Here is a 26,172-nt window from a genome sequence, read left to right as displayed (position 1 = left end):
TATACAACGGCGCGACAAATAATTAAAATTTTTTAGGCAAGTGGGAATATTATTATTTAAATGGTTATTTACTGTACTACATCCCTTCTACGTAAGCGTGACGGAGATTAAGCATGATGCGGCCACCAATGAATTACAGATAAGTTCCCGCATCTTTGCCGATGACCTGGAAAACGTGCTGAAAAAGCAGTCGCGGCGGGCGGTGGATATTATTCATCCTGCCAACCGCACCCAGACAGACAGCCTGATAGCCGCTTATGTAAGCAAACATCTTGTGATCACCGTAGACGGTAAAGCAGTAAAACTGCATTACATAGGCTATAAGATCGAAGAAGAAGCAGCCTGGTGCTTCCTGGAAGCGGAGAATATCAAACCCTTTAAACAGGTACATGTAAAGGATGACATTTTATATGCAGAACATCCGAACCAGATCAATATGATCCATGTAATCCTCCATGACGAACGTAAAAGTACGAAACTGGATAATCCAAACGCCAATGCAGATATCGTATTCTAAACCATCGGTTTCCTGTTATCCATAAATTTGACAGGCTTCCTGGCCCCTTCCGGCATCTGCATTTTCATGATTTCTCCCTGGGAGATATAATGTACCTGCGGTATTACGCGCAGCTTCGCCTGTAAGTATGACTTTACCCTTCTGTCCGTATCCTCAGATTCTGATACAGGCCACAGGTGTAATAATATTTCATCTGTTCCTATCTCATTGGAAAATACCTCTACCACAAACTCTCTTATCTCTTCCATATCATTCAGGAGGTCGAATAATGCAGGTGGATACAGCGTAGTTCCCTTGTATTTGATCATCTGTTTACGCCGGCCTATCACAGGTGACAAGCGCATTGTATGACGTCCGCAGGAACAAGGTTCCTCATAGTATCTGCAGATATCCCCTGTTTTATATCGCAGTAAAGGCATCGCCTCAACGCCAAGTGTGGTAATGGTTACTTCTCCATCTTCACCGGGAGCTACCGGCTGATTATTATCATCCAGTAATTCAATATATAAAAGTTCAGGGTGATGATGCCCTCCCACACCTGCACTACACTCTGTAAAGGCTGTCTGCATTTCTGTAGAAGCATAGGTAGAATACAGTTTGATATCCCACTGCTCTGTAATCTTCGTCCCCAGTACATTCAGAGAGAAATCTGCATTCCGGATATTCTCTCCTATACACACTGCTTTCTTTACAGAAGAAGCATTGATATCGATATTATGTTCCTTTGCATGAGCGATTAACTTCACAATAAAGGAAGGCACCGCTACGATCGTAGTAGGTTGTATACGATCTATATTCTCCCATTGTAAAGAAGGAACACCGGGGCCTACACGTAATATGCCGGCACCCAGTTTACGGATACCGTTATAATACGCCATACCCGCCATGAACTGACGGTCCAGCGTTAACATTAACTGGAAGATATCATTCTCTGTACCATCGGCACAGCAGAAAGAGATGTATTCGTTATAGGTAAGACGGTCCAGGTCTTTCTGTGTCAAGGGAATGATCACAGGTTTGCCCAAAGTACCCGAAGTAGTCGTATACTCAGCTATCTTGCTTTTATCAACACATAGAAAATCCCAGTTACGTTCCTGCAAATGTTCTTTGGTAACAGGAGGAATCAACCACAGGTCCTTTAAAGATTTTACAGTCGATGGCTGAATGCCATGCTGTACAAACCATTCCCTGTAAAAGGGAGAGAATTCACGCAGGTAACCCAGCAGGTGAAGGACCTCTTTTTCCTGGAATTTTCTGATCACTGCTTTTGATTGCAGTTCTATGTTGGGTATATACATGGTCAGCTATTTTCGGACCTCTATTATCACAGTGGCAATAGCGGTCGTTTTGATATGAGATAATGAAACAAGGATCTGTCTGATCTGTAATCTTGTATAACGGCCGGCCGCTTTCCCTATCAGTCGCAGAGAGGGTTTGCCTGCCTCATCATTTGTAATTTCGATCTCATTGAAATCAACACCCCCATTCCCCCACCCTGTACCCAATGCTTTCAGGAATGCTTCTTTTGCTGCAAAACGGGCAGCATAACTTTCATATGCATTCACCTGTTTTTCACAGTAACTGATCTCATGCGGTGTAAATACCAGCTCACGGAAGCCCTGCCCCTTTTGAATTTTAGCGGCAATGCGGTCTACTTCTACTATGTCAGTACCTAATCCGTAGATCATTTTTTAATGCATTTTTCTATTTGTTTACGTGCATGTATTTCTTCTCCTTTATTCGCCATTACTTTCGTCAATGCTGTTTCATAGTATTGCTTTGCACTATCAAAGTGCTTACGTTTGAATTCGTAATCACCGGCCATTAAATATACGTTATAAAACTCAGGATCAAGCGCTACCATTGCTTTTACATCTACTTCTTCCCCATTCATAATAGCGGCTCTCATAGCACGGTAAGTAACGAACGACTGGAAATCTTTTGTTTTCAGGAAAGGATCTGCTGCAATAGTCTTAGTTGTATCATTCAGCTCATGATTGGTTTTTAAACCATGCATACTGAAGATAGAATCCAAATTGTATGCTACAAACTCTCCCATCTGCCAGGGTGAAGTAGATACCCATACCAGTTTCTTCTTTGGCTCGAATACTACGGCATGGTGAGCAATGAACTGGTTCACTGCCTTCTCGTTACCTACTCCTATATTCTGCCCGTGTAAACCAAAGCGGTCTCTCAGAATATCTACCGTCTTCTGTACCGTATTCTGACCGTTCTGCTGCATTAACTCGGATAAGCGCTCAAAGCGATAGCCGGAAGCCGTTTCATCACGTTGTTTAATATTCTCTGCCTGATTACCGTAGATACTTCCCTGGAAGTGATTGGTACAGGTGATGAAGTTCTTTTTAGGATCATACAGGTCCATTCCTTCCGGTCTTTTCTCGATGATAGCAGCACGGTTATCTTCCGCAGAGCCAATCAGGAAAGATTCAGAGACGAACATCTTATGTTTCTTTGCAATTGCCCAGGCATCATCAATGTTCTTTGCATATTGCAGGATCTCTCTTGCCACTAAGGACACAGGCGTAGCAGAACCGGTAGGGATGGCGCTTTTATCCGCGTTGATCGTTACCGTCAGTCCTTTATCGTTCATACCCGAAGCAGCGCCGGTGAAGCCTGCCCAGGTCACTATCATGAAATTATATCCTTTATCAGGATGATAAAATGCTACTATCTTGTCCTCTGCAAATTTATCTCCTACATAAAAATCAAAGTTACGGCCTATGATCAGGTTACTGTCTGCGGATGCATCATTCCAGGTACCAAAAGAAGTACAACCCACCAGCGCCATGTTCTGTAAAGCATGCCCGATATCGTGAGCAGCATGGTAGTTGAGAATACGTTCGTAATTAGTACCTATGAAATCATATTTATCAGAAGCAGAAAAAGAAATACCGTAAATCTCTTCTTTATTTTCTTCTGCGATATTCTCCGCCAGGTTACGGTTAAAGAACCCTACAAAGTATTTCAGGAATTTAAGATAAGATTGGGAAGGGATCATTTTTTTGATCTGATCGGTGAAATGATCTTCCTGTCTTTTTACTAATTCGGCAGACAATTTACCATACACAACCCCACGTTCAAAAGGTTTACCCTCTACATACATTTCGTACAATCCGCTTTTGCTTTTACGGAACCAGCTATTGCCAAGTGTATAGCAACTGGTATCGATTTGTGTACGTTCCCATTTCAGAGCGCTTTTATCTGCAACCTCGGGAGGGTTGATATGAGATACACTTACCACGTAAATGATCAGTATCAGTAACAGGAGTACAATACTACCTGTGATATATAATAATACTCTTCCAAGTTTGCGCCAGCCACTTCTTTTTGTCCCCATTATTTAGTCTGTTTGTTATGCTTCTATAATATCATTTACCAGTTTATCCATGCCCACCAGTTCTGCACTGGTAACCAGGGAACTCATAGTAACCCCGAGTATCCCGTGTAAGTTCATATTTTGTCCTGTAAGATACAAATTACGTAAACGGGTAGAGGGTGAAATAAATGCTTTTAACGGATCATTACAATCCTTCACTACCCCGTACATGCTTCCTTCCGGCATGGCCAGGTAGTCGCGGAACGTGAGTGGTGTAGCCACGTAATAAGCGTGTATGCTGTCTTTCAATCCGGGGAAACGCTTTTCCGCCATTTCCAGCAGCTTTGCCGCTTTCTCCTTTTTAAAAGCCTGGTAGTCGTCTCCCCTTGTATCCGGAAAACTATCTGTGCTAAAGGTATCATGCCAGGCCGCAACTTCATCATAATGCATGTAGGTCATCAGGCAAAGGTTGTCTGCATACTGATCTTTCCCTACACCCGCAGAGACAAACATCCCAAAGGTCTGAGGCCAGGTATCGGCTGTATAATCAGCACCCGCCCAGGCATTGTCTGATGCGTGGTGATAATAGTTGTAATTGAGATAAGGGAATTTACCCGGTTTCAGTACCGCATTGATCATAAAGGTACCGGGAGTATTCTCCAGGTTGGCAATCCTTGACCGGTAAGCGCCACGCAGGCTATCACTTTCCGTCATGGCGATGGTCTGTGAAGGATGTAATCCGGAGATATAATATTTCCCGCTGATCTCCTGTCCGTCAGCCAGTCTGATATACTCTACCAAACCATCTTTCCCCACTATGCTTTTTACTTCTGCATTGCGGATGATATCTCCCCCCTGTTCTCTTATCACTCTGTTCAATCCACGGGAAATCTGCGAACCCCCATCCAGGCATCTCCAGGCGCTTTCTATATAGCTGTTCTGCACCAGGGCATGCACATAAAAAGGTGTTTTATTCTCTACACCGGCGTACAACAGGTTATTACCTGCCAGTACCTGCCGTAAACGCTCATTGTCTGTAATACTGCGGATATAGCCTGCGGTATCTATCCCCAGTATCTTTTCCTTTTCCCTGAAGTCTCCTGTGCGCAGGTTGAACAAGGGGAATTTACTACAGGCATCTTTCATCATCCCGCAGTAAGCATGCAGGGCATCCTTTTCTTTAGGGAATTCCTTTGCCAGCTGTTCAATGAAGTTATCATATCCCTGTGCATGTTTGTATACTTTGTCTTCGTCTTTAAAATGGATATGGTCAAAACCGTCCATGTCCAGGCGTTTCAGTTTCATGGCATCCATAATACCGAGGTAACGGAATACCTTGCAGAGCGCCTGCTCTTCGTCCAGACTGCCAATGTAATGCACACCGGAATCGATGATGGTTTTGTCGCGCGCATAAGTTTGCATGCAACCACCAATCTGCCTGTTCTTTTCATATATACAGACACTATACCCGTTCTTGCCCAGTACGGCACCGCATACCAGGCTTCCAAGGCCACTTCCGATAATGATTACATCATATTGTTTCATGGGGCTTTTTTAATGATGAAAATAACGTTGGATGTATATTTCGTGTTGTCTATCTGTTCCATGGTGGCGCCGTACCGTGTAACTATTTCACGCATGCGGGTGGAAGAGAAGAAAGACAACTCATTCTGTGTTTTGTTAAATCCGATCAGCTTAGTAGAAAAGAACTCTGTTAAACGGGTCCTCTCATGCCTTCTTTCCAGGTTCAGATCTCCGTCACGCACTACAATCACTCCGCCGGGATTAAGATGGCGGATACATTCCGCCAGTACTTTTTCCTGGTCCTCTGATGGCAGATAATGCAGTACATCACTAATTACGAACGCATCATAATTATCAAACGTATAGTTTGTAATATCTGCGCATTCAAAATTAAGTCTTTCGCTTCTTATGTAGTTATGCTGTGCCGTGCTGATCTTATCTTCATCATAATCTATTCCCACGATCTGCCTGTCCGGGGACATGAACTGTAACATATAACTCAGGAAACCATATCCGCAACCAATATCGAGAATACGGCCTTTTTCCGGCAGCAGTTGATGGAACAGTTCGTAATTATTCTCCATCTTTGTTTTGATCCGCATATACCATTCCAGCACAGGACCTTTGTAGATATACTGATAGATCAGTTGCTGACGGAAATAAGCAGGCGTTTCTGTGGCTGCTCTCAATACTTCATATTCCTCTTTGAAATAACGGCTGATCTGTTTGGTACGGGCTGAATAATTATCTCCCCAACTGGTATCATTCACCTTTATCCTTGGTAAATATTTTACCGTAATAGTACCATCTTTCAGCAGGAAATCATTTTTCTCCATGGTAAAAGCAGTACCATGCAACAGGATAGGGAGGATATCCAGTCCCAGTTGTTCCGCTATGTAAAATGCGCCCTTATGGAAACGTTTTAAGACCGCATCAGGAGAACGGGTGCCTTCCGGATATACTACAATGGAATAACCCTGTTTTACCCTGTCTCTCAGCTTTTCTATGCTGCCTTCTGCGCCTTCTGCTACCGGGTAGTAATCTGCCAGGCGGACGACCGCTCCAAATACCGGTGAGTTCCATACCCACTTATTCGTGAGCAGGACCACTTTCGGATGCAGCATGGTAGATACGAGAATATCGAGGAATGACTGGTGGTTGCTGATGATGACAGCAGGTGTATCCAGTTGTTCGTTTAATGGATTGATGATCTGCTTTTTCACATTACCCATGATATAAATCTGGGCCCACGTATAAGCAGATAAGAGCGTATGATATATTACTTTGCCTTTCTCTTTATTAAAAGGGTTTAATTTGATCAGCACAAAACCCAATACAGTTAATAACAGGCTGCCCATCACAAAAAAGGAGAAAGCAAAAACGGATTTTATTAAACCGGATAATGTCCAGGGAGCTTTGCCTTTAGTCGTTCTGTTTGTTATCAGCCAGTTGAACAGGAAGGGAATTAATACCTGAGATATCAATACCACACAACTGATACCAATGATAGAGATCAGTGCAATAGATTGTAAGGATGGATGTTTTGCAAAGATCATCACACCTAATCCAAGGATGGTAGTAATTGCAGAAAGGAAGATAGAAGAACGGAAAGAAGAGAGATGTTCTTCCTTGCCCGACTTATACTGCTGCAATAATCCATCCATGGTAAAGATGCTGTAATCATCTCCTAAACCAAATATAAAAGTGCTGAGGATGATGTTCACGATATTAAAGCGGATACCAAACAGTCCCATGATACCTAATATCCATACCCAGCTTACCAGCATAGGTATAAACGTGATCAATGCCAGTTCTATACGCCCATAAGACAATAGCAATGCAAAGAATACCAGCAATGATGTCATCCATGCAATGCTGTTAAACTCCGATTGCATCACCTGTACCAGCCTGTTCGCTACATATTGTTTATCCAGTACGGTCGTATTGGGATCGTGTTGCAGCTTCTCATATACTGCTGATTTTTGCTTAGGGTCTACTTTCAGCAAAGTAACCACTGATACCTTATGTCTTTTCTCTGTGATGAAATCTCCTAACGGCCCCGCACGTAAGGTATGCAATGCTTCATCCGGCACCACCGTAAAATCCTTGCGCAACCAGGCGGCAAAAGGATCAAAAGCAGCAGCTTTATATCCAGCAGACGGACCATGTTCACGCAGATAGTTTATCAGTAGTTGTTGCTTCTCTGCAGTCCAGTACTGTTTCCATCTGTCAATGCGTATCTGTTGTTCTTTTTCAGATATCAGCAATGCATTTACACCGGCAGACTTCTTAACAATACCCTGTTGTTGTAACTGCTGTACTAATGGCAACATTTGTTCACTATGTTGCAGCGCTTCTTCCAAATTATTACCGTCAGTGACGAGGTAAACAGATTGTGCGGTATAAGCATTTACGGTATTGAACTTCCTCTCTGCTTCTTTTAATTCGGGTCGCATGAAATTCATGCGCATCATATCACTTTCAAAACCTACTTTCCTTGCAGTAAAGAAGAATACAACTGTAAGTATCAGGATGACGCCTACTAAATATTTGTTTTTCTCAGGTTTGTAAGCAGCTACTTTATCCAGCCAGTTATGAGAATGCGCAGGAGCATGTCCGGGTTGTTTCCCCAGTACGATCCAGTGTGGCAGAAAGATGAGGGAGAACAACGCAGCCCCTACTAAACTGAGCGCCGCAAATAACCCTACGTCCTGTAAGATAGGTGACTTTACCAGTTCAAGACATAAGAACCCGCCAATAGTAGTGAAGCTGCCCAGCGTCATTGGTGTAGCCAGGTCTTTGATCACTTCCCGGATATCCGGTAAATGTCTGTAGTGATTAAATACATGCAGGGAATAATTCACTGCAATACCTAACACGACGGCTCCCGCTCCCAGTGCAATAACAGAGATACTTCCCTGTATGAGATACACACAGGCCAAAGAGAACAATGCGCCAAATACTACCGGTAACATTACCAGCAGCGGAGCACGTTTCTTACGGAAAAATAACGCAATCAGCACTACCAGTAATACGACCGTAATACCCTGTGTTAACATGGTATCCTGGCGCAACTGCTGTGCATTACCGGCAGAAACAGCCGTACCGCCGAAGAAGGATGCCTCTATCTGCGGATAGCGTTTTTGCAGGGAATCTATCTGTGATTGTAATTTCTTCAGGAAAACAGCATTCTTACCGGTTGCACTGGGTGGGAAAGCAGGCGTAATGAACATCATCAGGTGCTGATGGTCCTTTGTCATGATGAACCCGTCGTACAACTCGAACTGCTCGTCATATTGCAGATGCTGCAGTTTTTTGATCCCCAGCCAGGACATACCTACCGGATCAGTGGAGATGACTTTCTTTACTACCAGTCCTGCCGGAGAGATGAGCGTGCGATAGTTATTCTCCAGTGTCTGTTGCAGCCTTTGTGGCGTTATCAGGGAATCAATGGTATGGTAGTCTTTCTCTTCCAGGAAGACCGGTAAATGGTCCTGTATCACCTGCATCAGGTCCAGTACTGCTGCATCTTCCACCTGCGTCTGCATCTGTTTGACGTAAGGCGACAAGGTGGTTATCACACTGTCAGACAGTTCATGTGCAAAAGCAGTAAGGCTATCCGGCTGTGCCGTCTGTAAAGTATCTTTCTGAGAGATGGTGATGACCAGTTTGTCGGCAAACCGGGAATCGTTGAAGACCTGTTGTAGTTTGTCCAGTGTTTTATCCTGTGGCAGGATCCTGGTAATATCTTCTTCCAGCTTGATACGGGACGCGAAAAAGCCCGCCAGTAAAAAGCTGGCAATGGTACATGTCCACAGCCAGCCTTTATGACGTGCAAAGAAATTATATATGCTTACAAAGAATGTCCCCATACAAGATTTAATTATTAGCAGCCGGCCTGAACACCTTCAGACACAACCAGGTAATGGTAAAGCCCATTAAGCCTCCTGCGATTGCCAGCATGGTGCCACCCGCAAAATATTGTACTGCGTTCAGCAGTCCGTTTTGCGAAAGCATTTTTTTCAGTCCTTCTATAGAAAGGTTATCAGTAATAGTAATAGCAGTATCTGCGGGCACGAATAACTTCCCCGTTTCAAAACTGCCATAGATAAAGAACGGAATCAGTGGAGGCATACTGATATTACAGGCAATCAGCACTAACGCCTTATTGAGCCTGAAATAAGCGGCTACCGCCACTGCGGTGATCAGTTGTAAGCCCCAGATGGGAACAATGCCCATAAAGATGCCTACGCCTATAGAAACCGCCTTCATTGCGTTTGATTCATGCTTGTTCAGGAAGTGATCATGCCACATGCTGTACCAGCTATCCTTCTTAAACAGGTAGCGGATAAAGTTGCGGGGCTTGATGTATAAGAAGGCGATTAATACCAGTACTGTATTTAATATACTGATGCGGGAGAAATCCCTGAAAGGGCGAAAATGTGACACACGTTCGTCCGCAGGCGGATAGTATACCTTCACCGGCACCCAGTTAATCTTTATTCCTTTCCAGGAACAACGTACCAGCACCTCTATTTCGAACTCATATTTTGTACACATGAAATGCATCCCCTGCATGGCATAGACAGGATACAATCTATATCCTGATTGTGTATCAGGCCCCTTCAATCCTGTTTCCACATAGAACCAGAAATTAGAGAACTTATTGGCAAATGTATTTTTGCCGGGCATGTTTTCCTGTTGCAGGTTACGCGCCCCTATAATGATATGTCTTTTATGCTTAGGCAGTTTCGCCATGAACACTAACAGGTCGGAAGCGAAATGCTGACCGTCCGCATCCATCGTAATCACGTAGTCATAGCCCTGCTCCAATGCATAACGGAAGCCCCTGCGCAGCGCAATACCTTTGCCACGGTTAGGTGAATAATCTACCCGCTGTATTTGCGGGAAGTTGTCCAGTACAGTAGCTGTATGGTCCGTACTGCCATCATTCACGACGATGACATGAGAGGTATACGACAATACATCCTGCAATACAGCCCCCAGTGTGTTGGCATTGTTGTAGGTTGGGATAAGTACCGCTACTTTCAAAGCGGTGAACTGTTCATTATGTGTGATATTGTCCGTCATGTTATATCTCTGCAAATGTTCCCTGGAACTTCATAAAAGTGAGGGTTTCAAATTTAAGGGTAGCAGTCACCTTTAATTCATTCTCCTGTATTTTGTATTGCAGTGTGATATCTGTCTGTGGATTTATCACAGGGTCTATCATGTTCAGGAACTTCATATTGGAAGCCTTCTTAATGATCACCTTTTTCTGTAATGATCTTTCCAGCAGTTCTGTAATGGTTTGCATCATGCAAACGCCGGGCACTACCGGCCGACCGGGAAAATGCCCTTCAAATACGGGATGCTGTGCATTCCATACAATTCTGAAAGTACCGCCGCCTTCAACGGTTTCTTCCTGTTCCAGTGTATATAGTTTTCCTATTAACATTACTTCTGTACGCGTTGTAGTGAAATATTAAATTTAAACTGCTGGTGCCTGATCTCTATTGAATCCGGTACACCTGCTTTATAACTACTTAGCCATGCTTTCACCACCGGCCTGCGACGGGATGATTTTTCTATATGCATCAGCTGAGTACACATCGTATCTGTGATATAATAATTATTCCCTTTAGCAGAAGGCACTACAATGTACTGGTAGTTACTGTCGCGCTTAATGGTGGCCTGCTGTAAATCCGGTCTTAGTAAGGCCAGTTCAAAATCGCCCCGTAAGGTTTTCACGACTGCTTTCTTATCCATCTTAGGCAACACATAATGTTTTACAAAACCACCCTCTTTCGTAAACTCAAAATCAAAGAATTTAAATCCCATCTCATTCGCAAACACTACTCTTAAACTACTGTCAGGCATCTGCTTGAAAAAGAGCAATCCGCTGAGGTGATGTTTCATTACATCTACCTGTGTACTGTACAACGTATTAGCAAACTGAGGACGGAACTGTTCTATACAGTGTACATCCCCTGTTGCTGGCCGCAGTCCTTTATAAACAGATGTGCAACCCGTTATCAGTAACAGGCTACTTAACAGCAAATACCGCATCAGGAATAGTTACATTCAGTTGTTTACGTAAAAAGTTGATGCTGGTATCATCTCCTCCTGTTTCATACATCTGTATAGTGGATACGGAGTAATCCTTCTTATCTACCAATAAATGAATAGATTTAAAATACTGGGATAATGCTTTATTTACCGGTGTAAGTTCCAGTAAATAATTCTGTGCATTCTCCAGGATGGTCGTCTTGAAATCTGTATTGTCCAATACATTTCCCTGCACACAATCCACCGTAATTTTATTGATCTGTTCAAACAGTTTATTGCCTTTAGTGGAAACATGACTTTCCTTCTGTCCGTCTTTTGTTTTGATATCCTTGCCATTCATCACCAGCAGATAATAAGACGGCGTCAGGTATTCCATCTTCACCTTATTATCTTTTCTGAACCAGAACTTTCCTTTAGAAACAATTTTATCAGACAGCATACTCAGGTTTTTCTCCTGCACAAAATCGCACTGTATAGATTGTGTAGCCTGTGATGCTTTTGCAAACTGCTGTTTAAAAGTAGCCACATCCTGTACTGCCTTATAACCGGCAGTCTGTGCCTGTGTATGTATCGCACAAACGATACAACCCAGTAATAAAATCCATCTACGCATAAGCGGGTATATTTAATAACTTATCAATTCTTTCTATCCGGTAACCTTCTTTATGTATGTGATCTATCAATGCAGGTAATGTCTGTACTGTCACATTCATAGAATCGTGTAATAAGATAACAGCGCCTGGTTTAATGAAAGGTGTAATACGCTGCATCAGTTCTTCCGGTTGTTTTACTACGGTATCGAGGGAACGGATGTTCCATCCTACCGAAGTATATTTCCCTTTCTTTACAGCCTTCTTTAAATTAGGGTTCGTTACACCATAAGGAGGACGAAAGAAACGGGGTCTTTTACCAATGGCCTTTTCAATCGTATCATCTGTCAGTTGTAACTCTGCCAGCATTTTATCCGCACCGAACATATCAAACCAGAAATGATGCGAGTAGCTGTGATTACCCGCTACATGGCCTTCATCATTTATCCTTTTTAATAAAGATTCATTCCCCGCTATACGGTTCCCTATGCAAAAAAAAGCAGCAGGCACATTCTGTTGCTTTAATATGTCCAGTATCTCCGGCGTATGCTGTAATAAAGGGCCATCATCAAAAGTAATCGCAACTACTTTCTCTGTAGTATTCCCTTCACATACTACCGGCATAAAAAACCCGGACCGTACATTCATAGCTCCCCATACCAATGCTCCCGAATAAGGCAAAAACAATAATACGAATATCCACCATGGCACAGGATGCCACAGATAGTTTACCAGCAGCAAAGCCGCCAGGACTACAAACAAAATGATATTTATATTACGATGTGTCAGCATCCGGTTAAAAGTATCAGGGAATGATGTGTTCCCTTATAATGATTATAAATCAGGACCTTCTTTATTTTCTCCCGTGTTTTGCCTTTGAACAAAACAGTTGCCGGCACTTGTCCGGAAGACAATACCTTACATCCTACCCACATGCCAAAAGAGGATGCTGTAGGATATTCCCCGCACAGGTGTTTAAAACAACCTACTGCCTGACCGGGGAACAATGTACTTTCCACGTGTTCATACCATACATCCTCTTCACTGTCTCCGTTACGTCCTGTGATCAGGAGGTCTATATCTTCCTGTGTTATTTCATGTACGGCAAGAAATGCAATGATATCTGCGGCAATTTCCGCTGTACTTCCCGGCTTATAAGAAGTAGTCAATCCGGTCAATCTTGCATAACTGTTATCCCCTTTCTCAGTACCCAGTACAAAACAGGCAGCACCTTCACCGGCAATAGTACCGGGAGTAGTACTATGCAATAACTCAGTATGAGTTATCGGTTCTTTTTTAAACCGGTTAAAGCGGGAGATAATGTTGAAACTATGTGTGGTAAGTTCATCCATCCCACCCATCAGGATATGTTTGGATTTTCCTTCTTTCAGTATCATGATACTATCCAGCAACGCACTCTCAAAAGAAAATCCTTTATGTACAAATGTATTATTGTAGGCATGACAGCTTAGCATCAAAGCTATCTGGCCGGCCACGGTATTATGCGTAGATTGTATAAACGAAGTAGGCGTCAGCATTTCTTCCTGCTGATTGATCATCTTCGTAAGAAATACACCGGTATCATCCAGGCAGCCATAAGCAGTACCGGTGATGATAGCATCCGGCTTCTCCACACCAGCTTCCTGTAAGCTGAGTTTAGCCGCAGCCACGCCCATTTTAATGATACGGCTCATACGCCGTATCTGTTTAATGTCTATCCATTGTTTATAGTCCGGATCACTTACTTTCAGGCGTGCACCATCGTAAGCGGGATTAACCACAGCCGGGAACAGCCCCTCAGCAGCTGTTTCCAGCGGCGACACACAACCCGTTCCTTGTATATAGATACTCATACTTAGCCGATTGAAAATATAAGGCTGGAACAATTACCGCCAAAGCCAAATGAATTAGACATCACATGATGCACCTTGTTACCTTCTGAAAAAGCTGTTACCGGCGTAAAAGGAACTTCCTTCATCCTTGTGCCAAAGTTGGCATTGGGATAAAGATATCCTTCTCTTACTGCCAGTGCGGAAAACACCGCCTCTATACCACCACTGGCGCCCAGCGTATGACCGGTAAATGATTTGGTACTGCTTACCGGCGGATAATGAGGAGCAAAGAGGCGTTCGATCGCCAGTCCTTCCGATGAATCATTATTCTGTGTACCGGTACCATGCAGGTTGATATAATCAATCTCTTCCGGTTTTAATCCGCTCATCTCCAGCGCTCCTTTCATGGCCAGGTAATTACCTATGCCTTCAGGAGAGGAGGCTGTCTGGTGATACGCATCATTAGCATTCGCAAAGCCGCTCAGTTTGCACCAGGGTGTACGTATCAGTTCTTTCAGCGTATCCTTTACAAGTACAACATAACCAGCCCCTTCACCCAGGTTCAGCCCTTTGCGGGTATCGTCGAACGGGCGACTGGATTCCTGGTCCAGTATCATCAACGTATTAAATCCATTGAGGGTAAAACGTGTGAGGGCGTCCGTACCTCCTGCGATCACCACATCCACCATGTTATTCCTGATCAGCCTTGCCCCGTACATCAGTGCATTGGCTCCGGAAGAACAGGCTGTACTGATAGTGGTAACGTGATGACGGATTCCCAGCGAATCGGCCACCAGTTCGGTAATGCTGCCACATTCATGGTTCACCACCTGGCTAAGCTGACCGCTCTGCGGGTCTTTCAGATAATCTGCGAAGAACTCTTCCGTCTTATCCATCCCTCCCACTGTATTGGCCGAAACGAATCCTACACGGTAGTTTCTGATCTCACCCAGCCCGGTACTGTCCCAGGCTTCCTGTGCAGCAATCCTGCTCAGTAGCGCCGTTCTGCTGATATGGGCCGGCATACCTGCACGGGCAGCAAGCGTCGCATTATCCGCTCTCACTTCCACTACAGGATAAGTACCCCGGTGAGCAGACGACAGGTATTCCATCGTAGCGGCACCGGTAGCCATGTTCCTGAAGGCCTCTATGCATGCAGGCAGGTTATCCCCTATCCCGCAAATAACGCCACCACCGCCGATCCATACTTCGCAGGCCATTATTGTTTAGTTTGGTGGGCCGTAATAAATTCTGCCATTGTACGTACAGAACGGAATATTTCAGGACCCTGTTCCGGGTTGGCAATACGGATGTTATAATTCTGCTGCAACAATACGATCAGTTCCAGCGCATCAATGGAATCCAGTCCCAGACCTTCTTTAAACAAAGGCTGATCGTCTCCGATCTCTTCCGGTTTCACTTCCTGCAGGTTCAGTTGCTCTACGATCTGGGCTTTCAGCGCCGCCATCAATTTTTCCATGTCTGTTTATAATTTATTTTCTTTTTCAACCAGGTGCAAAATTACTTCATATTGCTCGTTCATCACTTCCACCCATCCACAAAGTGCGGCCCCTATTGCATTTTCATCAAACAGCTGCTGCACATAAGACATAACCAACTCTGTATCAAAATGATCCGAAGTGAAAAAGGCATTCTCTCCTTTGAAACCATGACGGATACTGATCTCTCCCATTACAATGTTGGGCAAGGTATAGACGAACAATGCAGGACTCGGGAACTCCTTTACCGTATCGTAATAACGCAGGTCTGTATCCAGACTGGCACTCTTATTAGCCAGTATCAGTCCCACCTCTGCCGGCGGGTAATCCAGTGGCTCTTTTAGCAGTACTTCTGCGGCCAGCCAGCCCAGCTTGCACAAATGGTCCATTTTATGGAACTTCGGATACTGCCCGGAAAAGCGGTCGTACGCCGCCCGCAGGAAATCCTGCAGATTCAGGTCCTGCGATGCTTCCCATAGCAACTCATCATTCCGGTAGATCCGGTGCTGCCGGATTATACAACTTGCTGTGATAGATACCTCTCCCAATCCTTTTATTCCTGTTTTAATATTTGCGTTAATTCAATAGTACGGGCCAGGCGCTTCAATGCTGTATCGTGATTTTTCACATACAGGTTGGTCTCATCCCACACATAACCGGCCAATACGGAGCAGATCTGATTCTTGATAGCAGGGTCCTGATCTGTAGAAAAGAAAATGGTATCCAGTGTACCTTCGTACCAGGCCATCACATAAGAGCGGAATGTGTTCACACCCTGCATGGTTGGTTCCATATATTCTTTCTCCCAGTCTACAGGCTCTCCCTTTAATTTGCGTATCACCAGCTTTGCCGCTGTTTGTGCAGATACACAGGCCAAAGTTACACCAGAAGAGAAGATAGGGTCTAAAAATTCGGTAACATTACCGGTGAGTACAAATCCGTCTCCGTAGAACTTATCAGTGGTAGCAGACCAGGATTCCAGTATTCTTGGTTCAAACACCATTTCTACACCCCGGAAACGTTCGCGGGTATAGGGTTCAGCTTCCAGCATCGCACGGTACTGTTCTTCAGGTGTACCCGGATATTCCGCGAAGAACGACGGATCGCCCACAAAACCTACAGAGGTAACACCTGTGGAGAATGGAATGATCCAGATCCATACACCGGGTTTATGCACCACGGCCGTAATACGGTTAGGCTCATCGGCCATAGAGCGGCGGACATCTGCCGTATGGGCAAATAATGCCTTGCGGGGTTGCAGATTAGAAGTACGTTCCATGTTGAACAGGCGGGGAATTACCCTGCCATAACCACTTCCATCCACTATAAATTTAGCTGCTATTTCATGTTTGTTGCCTTGCAGATCTTCTACAGTTGTCACAGAATCAGATCCGTTGAATTTGATGTCTGTCACAGTAGTTTCGTAAGAAACGGGCACACCCATTTTCTCTACGGTATCTGCCAGGGTTTTGTCAAAGTCTGCACGGGTAACCTGCCAGGTCCATGTCCAGCCCTGTGTATGTTGTTCTTTGAAAGTAAAGTCGCATACGGCATTGCCTTTTACGAATTTGGCGCCGAACTTTTCCTGGAAGCCTTTCTCTTTGATAGCATCAATGAATTTAGCTTCTTCCAGGGCTTCCATGCTGCGGGGTAACAGGCTTTCTCCGATAACAAAGCGGGGGAACTTTAGTTTCTCGACAATTCTAACAGTATAACCTGCCTGATGAATAATGGATGCGGCTACAGTTCCGGCAGGACCTGCACCGATTACTAATACATCCACTTTTTCTGTAGTCATAAATTGTAGGGTTTAGTGGTAATAGTTGTGGCTTCTACTTTCTTTTGCATTGCAGCAATGTGTAACTTAGTCCCATCTGGTTATTTTCATCAACAATTTTTAATCCTGCCTGATCAATACACTGGAAAAATTCATCTGTATGGTACATCTGGCTGTTACCATTGGCCATAGCGGTAAAATACAGGGATGTCTGTTGCAGGCAGAAAGCGGCTGACTTAAACGGCTGTCTGTCCCAGAAAGGTTCCAGGATATAGATAGTACCGGTTTCTGTGAGTGCATCTCCGCAACGTTTTAAAATGGATACGATCTGCTCTTCAGAGAAGCAGTCCAGGAACTGGCTCATCCAGATAGCATCAAAACCAGCAGGGAAAGGTAAGCTTTCATCCAGGATGTTGGCTTCATGAAAAGATACGCGGTCAGCAACGCCGGCATCTTTCACTCTTTGCGATGCAATTTCGATTTCACCCGGTAGATCGAACATGGTTACCTGTACCTCTTTATCATGGGCGGTACAAGCCAGTGTCCATTTACCGGTGTTACCACCAATGTCCAGCAGTTTACGGGGTTTATTTTCAAATACGATCTGTAATGCCTGCGGGAAAGCGAGATCGGAATAGTAGTGATCAAAGTCGTACCAGCTTTTGCCGATTTTGGGCGGCAGCAGTGGCAGTCCGGGGTAAATGGTATCCCAGGGGCCCAGCTCTTTCAACCCGGCAGGTTTTCCTTCTATCAGGCTTTCCTGCAGATGGTCCATCCCACGGTAGCAGATGTCCTGGGTAAAGTCCATGTTGATGCGGGTCAGCTTATCATGCAGGATGAAATAGCCTGTTTTGGTAAGGGAATATCTCTTATTGTTCACGATCAGCAGTTCCATGCCCAGCCCTGCTTCCATGAGTACACGGGCAGCATAACGGGTTACTTTTACCTTTTCCAGTACTTCCTCGATAGTCAGCCCTTTAGTACCGCTATCGCTGATCACCTGGAGGATGCCCATATCGCGTAATGCGCGGGTAGCCTGGAATGCTATAGGCGCAAATGCCAGTCTTAATGCGGCTTCCTGTGCCTGTAGTGCTGTCTTCGTTTCTTTTGTAAAAAGCTCCATATTACAATTATCAAGTACCCGTTTATTTGGAAAATACCATTGCAGCGTTACATCCGCCAAATCCTGACACTGTCTTCAAAAAATGTTTCATCTCTTTATGCAGCATCTCACTGCTCACTTTCACCGGTTCACTTACACCCAGTGTTTCAAACCCCAGCGTAGGGACCACTACGTTCTGTTGCAAGGCATGCATGCCTATGATGGCCTCTATTAATCCTGCGGCTCCTAATGTATGCCCGTAATAGCTTTTCAGACTGTTTACAGGAGTGTCCAGCAAACCTGCCAGTTGTAATGCTTTAGATTCCATTTCATCGTTATACAGTGTAGCTGTACCATGTGCTGAAACAAAACCTATATCAGTACTGTTCACCATACTGTTTTTCATGGCCGCTACCATTGCCTGGCTCAGTTCTGCACCTGTGCGTGAAGGGCCGGAAATATGGTTGGCATCATTACTCACCGCCCCTGCTCCTACCAGGATGGCATTGGCGGGTATGTATTCTTCTTTGCATGTTAAGATCACGGTGCCGGCCCCTTCTCCCAGTGTTACCCCTTTCCTGGCAGCATCAAACGGGCGGCACGGTTCACTGCTTACTGCCTGGAACGACTGGAAACCTGATAACACGAACTGAGTGACTACATCCGCACCTGTTACCACTGCATGATCATAACGCCCGGACAAAATCAGTCTGCGGGCCGTTAATATGGCCAGCAGTCCGGAAATACAGGCGTTACTCACTACGATAGGGTCCTGTTCGTAATCAAAATAAGCCGCTACTTTTTTAGCTGTATGAAATAGTTCCATCTCCTGCAAGGGAGGATCAGACGGATGCTGTTCCAGCAGTTCAATATTCCCTTTTGTAGTAGACACGATAAATGCCGTACGTCCGTCAGTGATATCTATCTCTGTTCTGTCCAATGCGGTCTGCACAGACAAGATCAGCAGTTGTTCAAACTTCGTATAGCTATCGGGGCTATCCTCGTTCCAATACGCTTCCAGTTGCCCGGGTTGCAGCATAGCCGCATAAAAAGGTTGTGTATACAATGCTTTGTTATCCTGCAATTGTATACCACTCTGCCCGCTGGAGACATTAGAAAAATTCTCCTCGGTAGTTCTGCCTAAAGGAGATAAAATATTGTCAGCAACTACATACACGCTTTTCATCTTCTTTTCACATTAATTGGAGGAGGTATAAGCCCATGCGTTGTTTTCCATGTTTCAAAAAACGGGGGGATGGTCAGTTGCAGGGTAGATGTAGCCGCGTCCAGGAATACCTGTAAAGAGCTGCCTTCTGCCACCAGTTCTCCCGTTGCCGCATTAAAGAGCGTATATTCAAAACTGATCTTTGCAGCTGCGGTATTGATGTATTTAGTTTCTACAATAACACGGTCGCCATAACGTAAAGAGCGTTTATAACTGCATTGTACATTTACAACAGGCACTGTATATCCTTCCTTATAAATATCCAGGTAACGCAAGCCGTATTTCTCGCCGAAAGCCTCTCTCCCGTCTTCAAAATAACGCACATAGTGGCCATGCCATACTATCCCCAGCGGATCTGCTTCATTAAACTTTACCAGTATATTGGCACTCTCTGTTAATACAGGGCTCATGTTTATATTTTATATGCGAACATTCTCAGAGAGCAATTTTTTAGTGACGGAGCAAAGCTCCATCACTAAAAAATTGAGGGGGGGCTTCGCCCTGCACCCAAAATCAAACTAAGTTACTACCCCTTTTTCACTACTTTCTTAGCCTTGGGAGGTTTCGTTGTTTTCAACGTATCTACTGCTTTCTTAGGCACTTCCAGCACCTCTTCCTTTTCATCAGGAGCAGCCAATGCTTCTTTCTTCCAGTCGGCGTAATCATCCTTATCTATGGAATGTAATACTTTGTATACCGTGTAAGCCCAGTAGTTACGGAAACCGAATCCCTGTGCTTTACCCGTCATACGTTCAGTAAACAATACTTTTTTGTTAGAAAGGTTCAGGAGCGTAACATACATAGCAGCTTCCTTATTGGTTTTACTCATGCCGTCCATGATAAATACCAGCCCAATGCCTTTCTTCCCGCTCAGTTCATATGATTTCACATGTTTCGCGATATCAGCTATTTTAACACTATCCTTTTCCATTGCCGGCACATCATCTACTTTCAGTGTCTCTGTGTTCCTGGCAGCATTCAGCTTATTCACCGCAGACAGTTCGTTTATAACACGGGTCCTTTTAAAAGAACCGGCTATATCGTACTTCTTCGGTTCGTTGGTGACCACGTTATTGATCTCTTCGAACTTGTCACGCATCTGGCTGGCGATAGCTGTTTCTCCCTGTACTTTAGCCAGGGAAAAGTCTACGCCGAGATAAGTGAGCGGAATGGTGTCACTATTGTAAAATTCTTTAAGGGTTTGAGCCCGGGTGGCCAGACTTAATAACAGCAATGAAAAGAAACACCACATGTGTCTTTTAAAATACATCATAAAAATCGGGGGTTTATGGGTTTATGAAAATCTTTAGTTCGCATTGCGCCATCAGTTTTCCATCCAGCATTACCTTAGCCGCTACCATAGTGGCATTGAACACCTGGCTTTGGATTTCGGTAATAGTTTCGATGAATGAGCCGGCTGGCGGCAGTTCAAATACTTCAAAATCTTTCACGGCTCCAATAAAGCCAATAGGTACGGGTGTATTTTCTTGTTGGGCAACATAACCGACTCTGGCAGCAGCTGTCTGCGCCATATTTTCGAGCAAGCCGGGAGGCATCAGTTTACCTTCTTCAACAAACAGGTTATCGGCTGCGATCTGCAGACCGGTACGGGTAATATTGTCCTTAACTTCCAGCAGGCCGCTGATCATCACCACAGGCGGGCGTTGAGGAATATACTCTGTAATGTTGTCTGTGTGGATGAACATAATCAGTTTATTTTGGATTGGACGAGTCCCAGAAATCATAATAATTAAACCACTGCTCAGGATACTTCTTCACGATGGCTTCCATTTCTTCTACAAAATCCTGTGCAGCCAGTTCTATCCCCTGCCTGCGACGACCGTTGTATTCCCTTGGCCTGGTGGCATATAAATGGTAATGCGTATTTGATTCTTTACAGGCAAACACCAGTGATACCGGTACACGGAATGTAGCAGCCAGCAGGAAAGGACCTGCCGGGAACTTAGCATCCTGTCCCAGGAATGGTATCGTCACCGTTTTATTGCCTTCCAGGAAACGATCCGCATGCATGCACACCAGTTCCTGTTTGCTCAGGGCATCATTAATGGCGTAAATGTGCGATAAATCATCCTTAATAACAATAATATTCACATTCCGTTCTCCTGTAACAGACGACAAATATTTTTTAATACGTTCGTGTTCTCCGTCGAACATCACGATGTTAATCCTTGTTTCCAGCCGCTGAAACAAGTGCCCGGCCACTTCCCAGTTACCCAGGTGAGCACTGAGCATGATACCGCCTTTACCCGCAGCGGTTATTTCACGCAGATAGGCTTCCCCCTCAAATTCAAAAGTGAATTTGTTGGATAAGCCTGACATGACAACAACCTTGTCTATCAGCACTTGTCCGAATACGTAGTAATTCCTGTATACACTGTATAAGGATTTCCACCAGCCGTATCCGACTTTTGTATGAAAGTATTGAAAAATGGGGCGTGAAGAACTATAAGAAAACAAAAAGTAGTATCCCGCCACAAATCTTAACAATACATATGCGGGCATTACTCCTCCGTAACGCAAAATCCCAATGAAAATACTGTACCCCAGCTTGTTTCCTTTGGATTTCCCCTCCCAGGAAGACATTATACCAGTTCTTTTTGTTTTACACGAGTGCCTACATAGTCGTAGAAGTCCTGGAACGTAATAATTGACTGGAAATCTTCAGGGTTAACCTTGAAACCGAAGTTATTCTCAATAACAACTACCAGGTCTATATAATCAAGACTATCCAGGTCCAATACTATCTTAAGGTTGGCCTCCGGCTTGATATTCTCAGGATTAGCTTCAAATTCCTCTACCAGGAATGCATTTGTGGTCAATATGATCTCGTTCTTCTCCATAATAAGTGTAACTCTGAGATATAGGTTGAAACAAAATTGTTAGTTAAAATAATCAGGTTGATTAATTATAAAATGCTGTGACATTACCCGCCCTGTATCCCCTTAAATGATCCTTTAACTTTAACTATAGTTCGCCTGGTCAATACGTTATGATGATTATTCCCGCTCAAAGTTAGTAAATATCCCGGCAGTTAAGTGCACAATATGGACCTGCAGATTGCATGTTGAGGCGATAATTCTCTAAAGTGTTGACAGTTAATTAATTATTTATTATCCCATTTACGGACGATGAGAGATGAATTAGTACCCCCAAAGCCAAAAGAGTTAGACAAAAATATATTAAAATCTTTATTAATAGTAGAATTTGTAATATTTAATCTCGCAGCAGCTCCATCAGGATTCTCCAGGTTGATATTAGGGGCTATAAACCCGTTCTGCATCATCAGCATGGAGTACACGATCTCACTCGCACCCGCCATCCAGCATTCGTGGCCGGTCATGGATTTGGTGGAACTGATATAAGGTTTGGACTCTCCAAACACCAGGTCCAGTGCAGCGGCCTCACTGGCATCACCCGCCTGGGTACTGGTAGCATGCGCATTGATATACCCGATATCACGTGCCTGTAGTCCGGAATCCTGCAAAGCAATCTGCAGGGAACGTACCGGACCATCTATAGTAGGGTTGGAGATATGCGCTCCGTTAGAAGAAAAACCGTAACCTATCACCTCTCCCAGGATCTTTGCCCCTCTGCGCTGCGCAGATTCCAGGCTTTCCAGGATCACCGTTGCCGCACCGCCACTTGGTACAAGCCCGTCACGGTCCCTGTCAAACGGACGGCTGGCCTTTGCAGGATCAGATTCCCTTACAGAGAATGCAGCAATCGCATCGAAGTTGCCCATGGAGTAAACGTTCACTTCCTGGGCGCCTCCGCAAATCACACAATCCTGCATTCCGTTACGGATAAAGGTATATCCCAGGCCAATGGCATGGGAACCGCTTGCACAGGCCGCACTTACGCTGAAGTTAATCCCGCGCAGCTTAAAGATAGTAGCCAGGTTCATGTTTACGGTAGAGTTCATCGTCTGGAATACAGAACCCGATCCCACCATCATGGTATCCTTCTTCTCCCGCATAATATCGGTTGCCTCTATCACCGGTTTGGAAGAGCTGTCATTCCCAAACAGCAAACCAACTTCTGTTTTCTCTATATAATCCGGGTCGATACCCGCCTGTGCCATCGCATCGCGGGTACTCATATATGCAAATTCCGCCTGCTCCGGCATCATCATCCGGGCGCGACGGTCTAACAGTCCTTTCAGTTCGGGTCTGTCTACAAAACCGGTTAAACCGGACCGGTAGCCATAAGCTTTCCTGGCCGGGTCCAGTATTATACCAGATTTCCCTTTGTACAATGAATCCCTTACGTCCTCCAGGCTTTTGCCTATACAGGAATAGATTCCCAAGCCAGTGATCACTACTCTCTTCATATCATTAAGTGTATAGTCCTCCGTTAATTGATAATATTTCTCCCGTAATATAAGCGGAAGCTTTTGAGGCAAAGAACGCAACTGCTTCAGCTACTTCTTCAGGTGTACCAAAGCGATTCATAGGCACCTGTGCCGCCAGCTCTTTCTCATTCAGGTCTGCTGTCATATCCGTTCTGATAAACCCGGGTGCTACTGCATTTACCGTTACACCGCGTTTGGCCACTTCCTGCGCCAGCGCTTTGGTAGCCCCAATTACACCGGCTTTGGCCGCAGAGTAATTCGTTTGCCCTGGCATCCCTTTGATACCGGATAAGGACACAATATTGATGATACGTCCGTAACGCTTCATCAGCATATTGTTCAGTACCTGCTTGGTTACATAGAAGAATCCATCCAGACTGCTGTTCAACACATTTCTCCACTGCGTACTGTTCATCCAGAACAGCAGGTTATCTTCGCGGATACCGGCATTATTCACCAGCACCTCTACCTGTTTCTCTTTATTATTCTCTACCCAGCCACCTAACACCGCCTGTACTTCCTCTTCATTTCCCACATCAAATTTCAGGATCTCCCCATCACTTCCTTTTGCACGCACAGCTTCCAGCGTTTCGTTGGCCGCTGCTTCATTGCCCTTATAATTGATGAGTACATAATAGCCCAGCTCCGCCATTTTTATACATATCGCCCTGCCTATCCCTCTTGAGCCTCCTGTTATTAAAGCACATTTCATATAAATACTATTTCCGGTTCATGCGTCTGCAGATATTCTTTAATCCTTTTAGCATCTTTATATTTAGGGCTATCCTCAATAAATTTAGGGAAAATAGCCCTTACTTCACTGTAGATCCTGTGTGAGAAGCTGGACAGCTTATCCTGGCAATTCAGGTAATCTACTGCCTGCAACATCGTCATCACCTGTATAGCCAGTACTTCAAATGTATTGTCAATAACACGCTGTGTCATCAGCGCTGCATTACATCCCATGCTCACAATATCCTGGTTGTCATTGTTATTGGGAATACTGTGTACATACATCGGGAAAGACAGCGTCTGGTTCTCTGCTACCGTTGAAGTAGCGGTGAACTGTATACCCTGCATACCAAAGTTGAAGCCCAGTTTACCCAGGTTCATGAATGGCGGGAACTTGTGGTTCAGCTTATCATTCATCAGGTAGTTGAGTTGTCTTTCGGACAGCATGGACAACTTCGTGATAGCGATCTTCACTTTATCCATTTCCAGGGAGATATAATCACCATGGAAGTTACCACCATGAAAAACATTTTGATGATGATGGTCCACTACCGGGTTATCGCTCACTGAATTCAATTCCTGTATCACTATCTTTTCTGCCTGTACCAGTGTATCATATACAGGGCCTAATACCTGAGGTACACAACGTAAAGAGTAATATTCCTGTACTTTATCTTTAAAGATCTCTTCTTCCAGTTCTTTGTAGAAATGATCCGGACGATGGCGGACCATCTTACTGTCTTTCAGCACATGGCGCATAGCTGCGGCCACTTTATTCTGTCCTTCGTGCAGTTTCACCACATTCAGTTCATGTGATAAATGATCGTCAAATGCTTCTACCACTTCATTGATCATGGCAGAGAGGATGCAACTCCAGTCCAGCAGTTTCTTTGCCTGTATAATGTTCACCAGTCCTATGCCTGTCATGGCAGAAGTACCGTTGATCACCGCCAGTCCTTCACGCACATGCACGCTCATAGGTTTGATCCCCAGCTTTGCAAACACTTCTGCGGTGGGCTGTAATTTATCCTCGTACACTACTTCTCCTTCACCGATTAATACTAATCCCAGATGCGCCAGTTGTACCAGGTCTCCGCTGGCGCCTACACCGCCGTGTTCATAAACGCAGGGATATACGTTCTTATTGATAAGGTCTTTGAGTAAGGTCACTACCTCCACATGTACTCCTGAATGAGCCTGCATAAAGCTGCTCAAACGGGCTATCATCAATGCTTTGGTCAGGACCGGAGGTAAGTATTTACCTGCACCGGAACTATGACTGCGGATCAGGTTATATTGTAACTGGTGTGTATCGTCTTCACTGATACGGTATTGTGCCATTGGTCCAAACCCGGTATTAATTCCGTAGATCAGCTTTTTGGCTGAGAATTTCTGAAGAAACAGGAAGTTTTCCTCTACCTGTTGCACGGCTGCTTCATCCAGACTTAATTCTTCCCCCCCAAATAATACCCGGTACACTTCTTCCAGTGAAAGTACCTTACTTCCTAAAACGACCATTATTTTAAATTATAATATTTAAATATGTGAAAAAGCCCTCAAAATTAGCAAATTCTAATTAAGAACATAATATAGGTT

General features: G+C 44.5%; 26 protein-coding genes. 1 reads left to right on the top strand and 25 read right to left on the bottom strand.

All coding sequences use genetic code 11. From position 1 onward, the window contains the following. Window positions 1–40: 40 nt before the first annotated feature. Window positions 41–517, top strand: a complete 477-nt coding sequence (locus GO495_RS10035) for a DUF6702 family protein (RefSeq protein ID WP_205691234.1) — start codon at window positions 41–43, stop codon at window positions 515–517. Here GO495_RS10035 and flxY read toward each other — a convergent pair. The 25 genes from flxY to flxA all read right to left on the bottom strand — a co-directional run bounded on the left by flxY (window position 514) and on the right by flxA (window position 26,094). After that, on the bottom strand, window positions 514–1,815 hold the full coding sequence (flxY, locus tag GO495_RS10030) for a flexirubin biosynthesis putative acyl-CoA ligase FlxY (RefSeq protein ID WP_157299545.1): 1,302 nt from the start codon (window positions 1,813–1,815) through the stop codon (window positions 514–516). The two genes, GO495_RS10035 and flxY, sit on opposite strands and share 4 nt — an antisense overlap. A gap of 6 nt (window positions 1,816–1,821) precedes the next feature. Then, window positions 1,822–2,205, bottom strand: a complete 384-nt coding sequence (gene acpS / locus GO495_RS10025; protein WP_157299544.1) for a holo-ACP synthase — start codon at window positions 2,203–2,205, stop codon at window positions 1,822–1,824. Further along, on the bottom strand, window positions 2,202–3,875 hold the full coding sequence (locus GO495_RS10020) for a C45 family autoproteolytic acyltransferase/hydrolase (RefSeq protein ID WP_157299543.1): 1,674 nt from the start codon (window positions 3,873–3,875) through the stop codon (window positions 2,202–2,204). Before GO495_RS10020 ends, acpS begins: the two co-directional genes overlap by 4 nt. A gap of 15 nt (window positions 3,876–3,890) precedes the next feature. Continuing rightward, window positions 3,891–5,399, bottom strand: coding sequence for a phytoene desaturase family protein (locus GO495_RS10015; protein WP_157299542.1), 1,509 nt, complete (start codon window positions 5,397–5,399; stop codon window positions 3,891–3,893). After that, window positions 5,396–9,250, bottom strand: a complete 3,855-nt coding sequence (locus GO495_RS10010; protein ID WP_157299541.1) for a 1-acyl-sn-glycerol-3-phosphate acyltransferase — start codon at window positions 9,248–9,250, stop codon at window positions 5,396–5,398. Before GO495_RS10010 ends, GO495_RS10015 begins: the two co-directional genes overlap by 4 nt. Before the next feature lie 7 nt (window positions 9,251–9,257). Beyond that, window positions 9,258–10,469, bottom strand: coding sequence for a DUF2062 domain-containing protein (locus GO495_RS10005; RefSeq protein WP_157299540.1), 1,212 nt, complete (start codon window positions 10,467–10,469; stop codon window positions 9,258–9,260). Window position 10,470: 1 nt separating this feature from the next. Continuing rightward, entirely contained in the window at window positions 10,471–10,836 is a 366-nt protein-coding gene (locus tag GO495_RS10000; RefSeq protein WP_157299539.1) for an ApeI family dehydratase, read from the bottom strand. Further along, window positions 10,836–11,447 (bottom strand): flexirubin biosynthesis protein LolB2, encoded by a 612-nt coding sequence (gene lolB2, locus GO495_RS09995; protein WP_157299538.1) that lies wholly within the window; start codon window positions 11,445–11,447, stop codon window positions 10,836–10,838. Before lolB2 ends, GO495_RS10000 begins: the two co-directional genes overlap by 1 nt. After that, window positions 11,425–12,060 carry a flexirubin biosynthesis/transport protein LolA2 gene (lolA2, locus tag GO495_RS09990; protein ID WP_157299537.1) on the bottom strand — a complete coding sequence of 212 codons (636 nt, stop codon included), beginning with the start codon at window positions 12,058–12,060 and terminating at the stop codon, window positions 11,425–11,427. Before lolA2 ends, lolB2 begins: the two co-directional genes overlap by 23 nt. Then, on the bottom strand, window positions 12,053–12,829 hold the full coding sequence (locus GO495_RS09985) for a polysaccharide deacetylase family protein (RefSeq protein WP_157299536.1): 777 nt from the start codon (window positions 12,827–12,829) through the stop codon (window positions 12,053–12,055). Before GO495_RS09985 ends, lolA2 begins: the two co-directional genes overlap by 8 nt. Continuing rightward, window positions 12,823–13,890, bottom strand: a complete 1,068-nt coding sequence (locus GO495_RS09980; RefSeq protein ID WP_157299535.1) for a beta-ketoacyl synthase chain length factor — start codon at window positions 13,888–13,890, stop codon at window positions 12,823–12,825. The genes GO495_RS09985 and GO495_RS09980 overlap by 7 nt, the downstream gene beginning before the upstream one ends. A gap of 2 nt (window positions 13,891–13,892) precedes the next feature. After that, the gene (locus GO495_RS09975; protein WP_157299534.1) at window positions 13,893–15,089 is read right to left on the bottom strand and encodes a beta-ketoacyl-[acyl-carrier-protein] synthase family protein; all 1,197 of its coding nucleotides are present in this window, start codon (window positions 15,087–15,089) and stop codon (window positions 13,893–13,895) included. Further along, on the bottom strand, window positions 15,089–15,349 hold the full coding sequence (locus GO495_RS09970; RefSeq protein ID WP_157299533.1) for a phosphopantetheine-binding protein: 261 nt from the start codon (window positions 15,347–15,349) through the stop codon (window positions 15,089–15,091). Before GO495_RS09970 ends, GO495_RS09975 begins: the two co-directional genes overlap by 1 nt. 6 nt (window positions 15,350–15,355) lie before the next feature. Next, window positions 15,356–15,916, bottom strand: a complete 561-nt coding sequence (locus tag GO495_RS09965) for a 3-oxoacyl-ACP synthase (protein ID WP_157299532.1) — start codon at window positions 15,914–15,916, stop codon at window positions 15,356–15,358. 5 nt (window positions 15,917–15,921) lie between these two features. Continuing rightward, on the bottom strand, window positions 15,922–17,166 hold the full coding sequence (locus tag GO495_RS09960) for an NAD(P)/FAD-dependent oxidoreductase (RefSeq protein ID WP_157299531.1): 1,245 nt from the start codon (window positions 17,164–17,166) through the stop codon (window positions 15,922–15,924). A gap of 34 nt (window positions 17,167–17,200) precedes the next feature. After that, window positions 17,201–18,268 carry a methyltransferase gene (locus GO495_RS09955; protein WP_157299530.1) on the bottom strand — a complete coding sequence of 356 codons (1,068 nt, stop codon included), beginning with the start codon at window positions 18,266–18,268 and terminating at the stop codon, window positions 17,201–17,203. A gap of 22 nt (window positions 18,269–18,290) precedes the next feature. Then, window positions 18,291–19,433 carry a beta-ketoacyl-[acyl-carrier-protein] synthase family protein gene (locus GO495_RS09950; RefSeq protein ID WP_157299529.1) on the bottom strand — a complete coding sequence of 381 codons (1,143 nt, stop codon included), beginning with the start codon at window positions 19,431–19,433 and terminating at the stop codon, window positions 18,291–18,293. Beyond that, window positions 19,430–19,882, bottom strand: a complete 453-nt coding sequence (locus GO495_RS09945) for an acyl-CoA thioesterase (RefSeq protein ID WP_157299528.1) — start codon at window positions 19,880–19,882, stop codon at window positions 19,430–19,432. Before GO495_RS09945 ends, GO495_RS09950 begins: the two co-directional genes overlap by 4 nt. A gap of 116 nt (window positions 19,883–19,998) precedes the next feature. After that, window positions 19,999–20,745: a hypothetical protein gene (locus GO495_RS09940; RefSeq protein ID WP_157299527.1), complete on the bottom strand. Its 747-nt coding sequence runs from the start codon at window positions 20,743–20,745 to the stop codon at window positions 19,999–20,001. Between the two features lie 13 nt (window positions 20,746–20,758). Further along, the gene (locus tag GO495_RS09935) at window positions 20,759–21,178 is read right to left on the bottom strand and encodes a hotdog family protein (RefSeq protein WP_157299526.1); all 420 of its coding nucleotides are present in this window, start codon (window positions 21,176–21,178) and stop codon (window positions 20,759–20,761) included. A 7-nt stretch (window positions 21,179–21,185) separates the two neighbouring features. Further along, the gene (locus tag GO495_RS09930; protein WP_157299525.1) at window positions 21,186–22,076 is read right to left on the bottom strand and encodes an LpxL/LpxP family acyltransferase; all 891 of its coding nucleotides are present in this window, start codon (window positions 22,074–22,076) and stop codon (window positions 21,186–21,188) included. Beyond that, the gene (locus GO495_RS09925) at window positions 22,076–22,333 is read right to left on the bottom strand and encodes an acyl carrier protein (protein WP_157299524.1); all 258 of its coding nucleotides are present in this window, start codon (window positions 22,331–22,333) and stop codon (window positions 22,076–22,078) included. The genes GO495_RS09930 and GO495_RS09925 overlap by 1 nt, the downstream gene beginning before the upstream one ends. Before the next feature lie 263 nt (window positions 22,334–22,596). Then, window positions 22,597–23,823, bottom strand: coding sequence for a beta-ketoacyl-[acyl-carrier-protein] synthase family protein (locus GO495_RS09920; protein ID WP_157299523.1), 1,227 nt, complete (start codon window positions 23,821–23,823; stop codon window positions 22,597–22,599). Between the two features lie 4 nt (window positions 23,824–23,827). Further along, window positions 23,828–24,556, bottom strand: coding sequence for a flexirubin biosynthesis SDR family reductase FlxB (gene flxB, locus GO495_RS09915; protein WP_157299522.1), 729 nt, complete (start codon window positions 24,554–24,556; stop codon window positions 23,828–23,830). Continuing rightward, complete coding sequence (gene flxA / locus GO495_RS09910; protein WP_157299521.1) at window positions 24,553–26,094, bottom strand: flexirubin biosynthesis tyrosine ammonia-lyase FlxA; 1,542 nt, start codon at window positions 26,092–26,094, stop codon at window positions 24,553–24,555. Before flxA ends, flxB begins: the two co-directional genes overlap by 4 nt. Between the last annotated feature and the right edge of the window lie 78 nt (window positions 26,095–26,172).

It is taken from the genome of Chitinophaga oryziterrae (genome assembly GCF_009758125.1).
Taxonomy (GTDB): Bacteria; Bacteroidota; Bacteroidia; order Chitinophagales; family Chitinophagaceae; genus Chitinophaga; species Chitinophaga oryziterrae.
Note: the sequence above shows the minus strand (reverse complement) of the source record. Positions and strands in the feature narration are given on the sequence as shown.

Excerpts from the sequence above, each read along its gene's own strand:
- flxY (WP_157299545.1), bottom strand. The coding sequence starts at position 1,815 with ATGTATATACCCAACATAGAACTGCAATCAAAAGCAGTGATCAGAAAA.
- acpS (WP_157299544.1), bottom strand. The coding sequence starts at position 2,205 with ATGATCTACGGATTAGGTACTGACATAGTAGAAGTAGACCGCATTGCC.
- GO495_RS10020 (WP_157299543.1), bottom strand. The coding sequence starts at position 3,875 with ATGGGGACAAAAAGAAGTGGCTGGCGCAAACTTGGAAGAGTATTATTA.
- GO495_RS10015 (WP_157299542.1), bottom strand. The coding sequence starts at position 5,399 with ATGAAACAATATGATGTAATCATTATCGGAAGTGGCCTTGGAAGCCTG.
- GO495_RS10010 (WP_157299541.1), bottom strand. The coding sequence starts at position 9,250 with ATGGGGACATTCTTTGTAAGCATATATAATTTCTTTGCACGTCATAAA.
- GO495_RS10005 (WP_157299540.1), bottom strand. The coding sequence starts at position 10,469 with ATGACGGACAATATCACACATAATGAACAGTTCACCGCTTTGAAAGTA.
- GO495_RS10000 (WP_157299539.1), bottom strand. The coding sequence starts at position 10,836 with ATGTTAATAGGAAAACTATATACACTGGAACAGGAAGAAACCGTTGAA.
- lolB2 (WP_157299538.1), bottom strand. The coding sequence starts at position 11,447 with ATGCGGTATTTGCTGTTAAGTAGCCTGTTACTGATAACGGGTTGCACA.
- lolA2 (WP_157299537.1), bottom strand. The coding sequence starts at position 12,060 with ATGCGTAGATGGATTTTATTACTGGGTTGTATCGTTTGTGCGATACAT.
- GO495_RS09985 (WP_157299536.1), bottom strand. The coding sequence starts at position 12,829 with ATGCTGACACATCGTAATATAAATATCATTTTGTTTGTAGTCCTGGCG.
- GO495_RS09980 (WP_157299535.1), bottom strand. The coding sequence starts at position 13,890 with ATGAGTATCTATATACAAGGAACGGGTTGTGTGTCGCCGCTGGAAACA.
- GO495_RS09975 (WP_157299534.1), bottom strand. The coding sequence starts at position 15,089 with ATGGCCTGCGAAGTATGGATCGGCGGTGGTGGCGTTATTTGCGGGATA.
- GO495_RS09970 (WP_157299533.1), bottom strand. The coding sequence starts at position 15,349 with ATGGAAAAATTGATGGCGGCGCTGAAAGCCCAGATCGTAGAGCAACTG.
- GO495_RS09960 (WP_157299531.1), bottom strand. The coding sequence starts at position 17,166 with ATGACTACAGAAAAAGTGGATGTATTAGTAATCGGTGCAGGTCCTGCC.
- GO495_RS09955 (WP_157299530.1), bottom strand. The coding sequence starts at position 18,268 with ATGGAGCTTTTTACAAAAGAAACGAAGACAGCACTACAGGCACAGGAA.
- GO495_RS09950 (WP_157299529.1), bottom strand. The coding sequence starts at position 19,433 with ATGAAAAGCGTGTATGTAGTTGCTGACAATATTTTATCTCCTTTAGGC.
- GO495_RS09945 (WP_157299528.1), bottom strand. The coding sequence starts at position 19,882 with ATGAGCCCTGTATTAACAGAGAGTGCCAATATACTGGTAAAGTTTAAT.
- GO495_RS09940 (WP_157299527.1), bottom strand. The coding sequence starts at position 20,745 with ATGATGTATTTTAAAAGACACATGTGGTGTTTCTTTTCATTGCTGTTA.
- GO495_RS09935 (WP_157299526.1), bottom strand. The coding sequence starts at position 21,178 with ATGTTCATCCACACAGACAACATTACAGAGTATATTCCTCAACGCCCG.
- GO495_RS09930 (WP_157299525.1), bottom strand. The coding sequence starts at position 22,076 with ATGTCTTCCTGGGAGGGGAAATCCAAAGGAAACAAGCTGGGGTACAGT.
- GO495_RS09925 (WP_157299524.1), bottom strand. The coding sequence starts at position 22,333 with ATGGAGAAGAACGAGATCATATTGACCACAAATGCATTCCTGGTAGAG.
- GO495_RS09920 (WP_157299523.1), bottom strand. The coding sequence starts at position 23,823 with ATGAAGAGAGTAGTGATCACTGGCTTGGGAATCTATTCCTGTATAGGC.
- flxB (WP_157299522.1), bottom strand. The coding sequence starts at position 24,556 with ATGAAATGTGCTTTAATAACAGGAGGCTCAAGAGGGATAGGCAGGGCG.
- flxA (WP_157299521.1), bottom strand. The coding sequence starts at position 26,094 with ATGGTCGTTTTAGGAAGTAAGGTACTTTCACTGGAAGAAGTGTACCGG.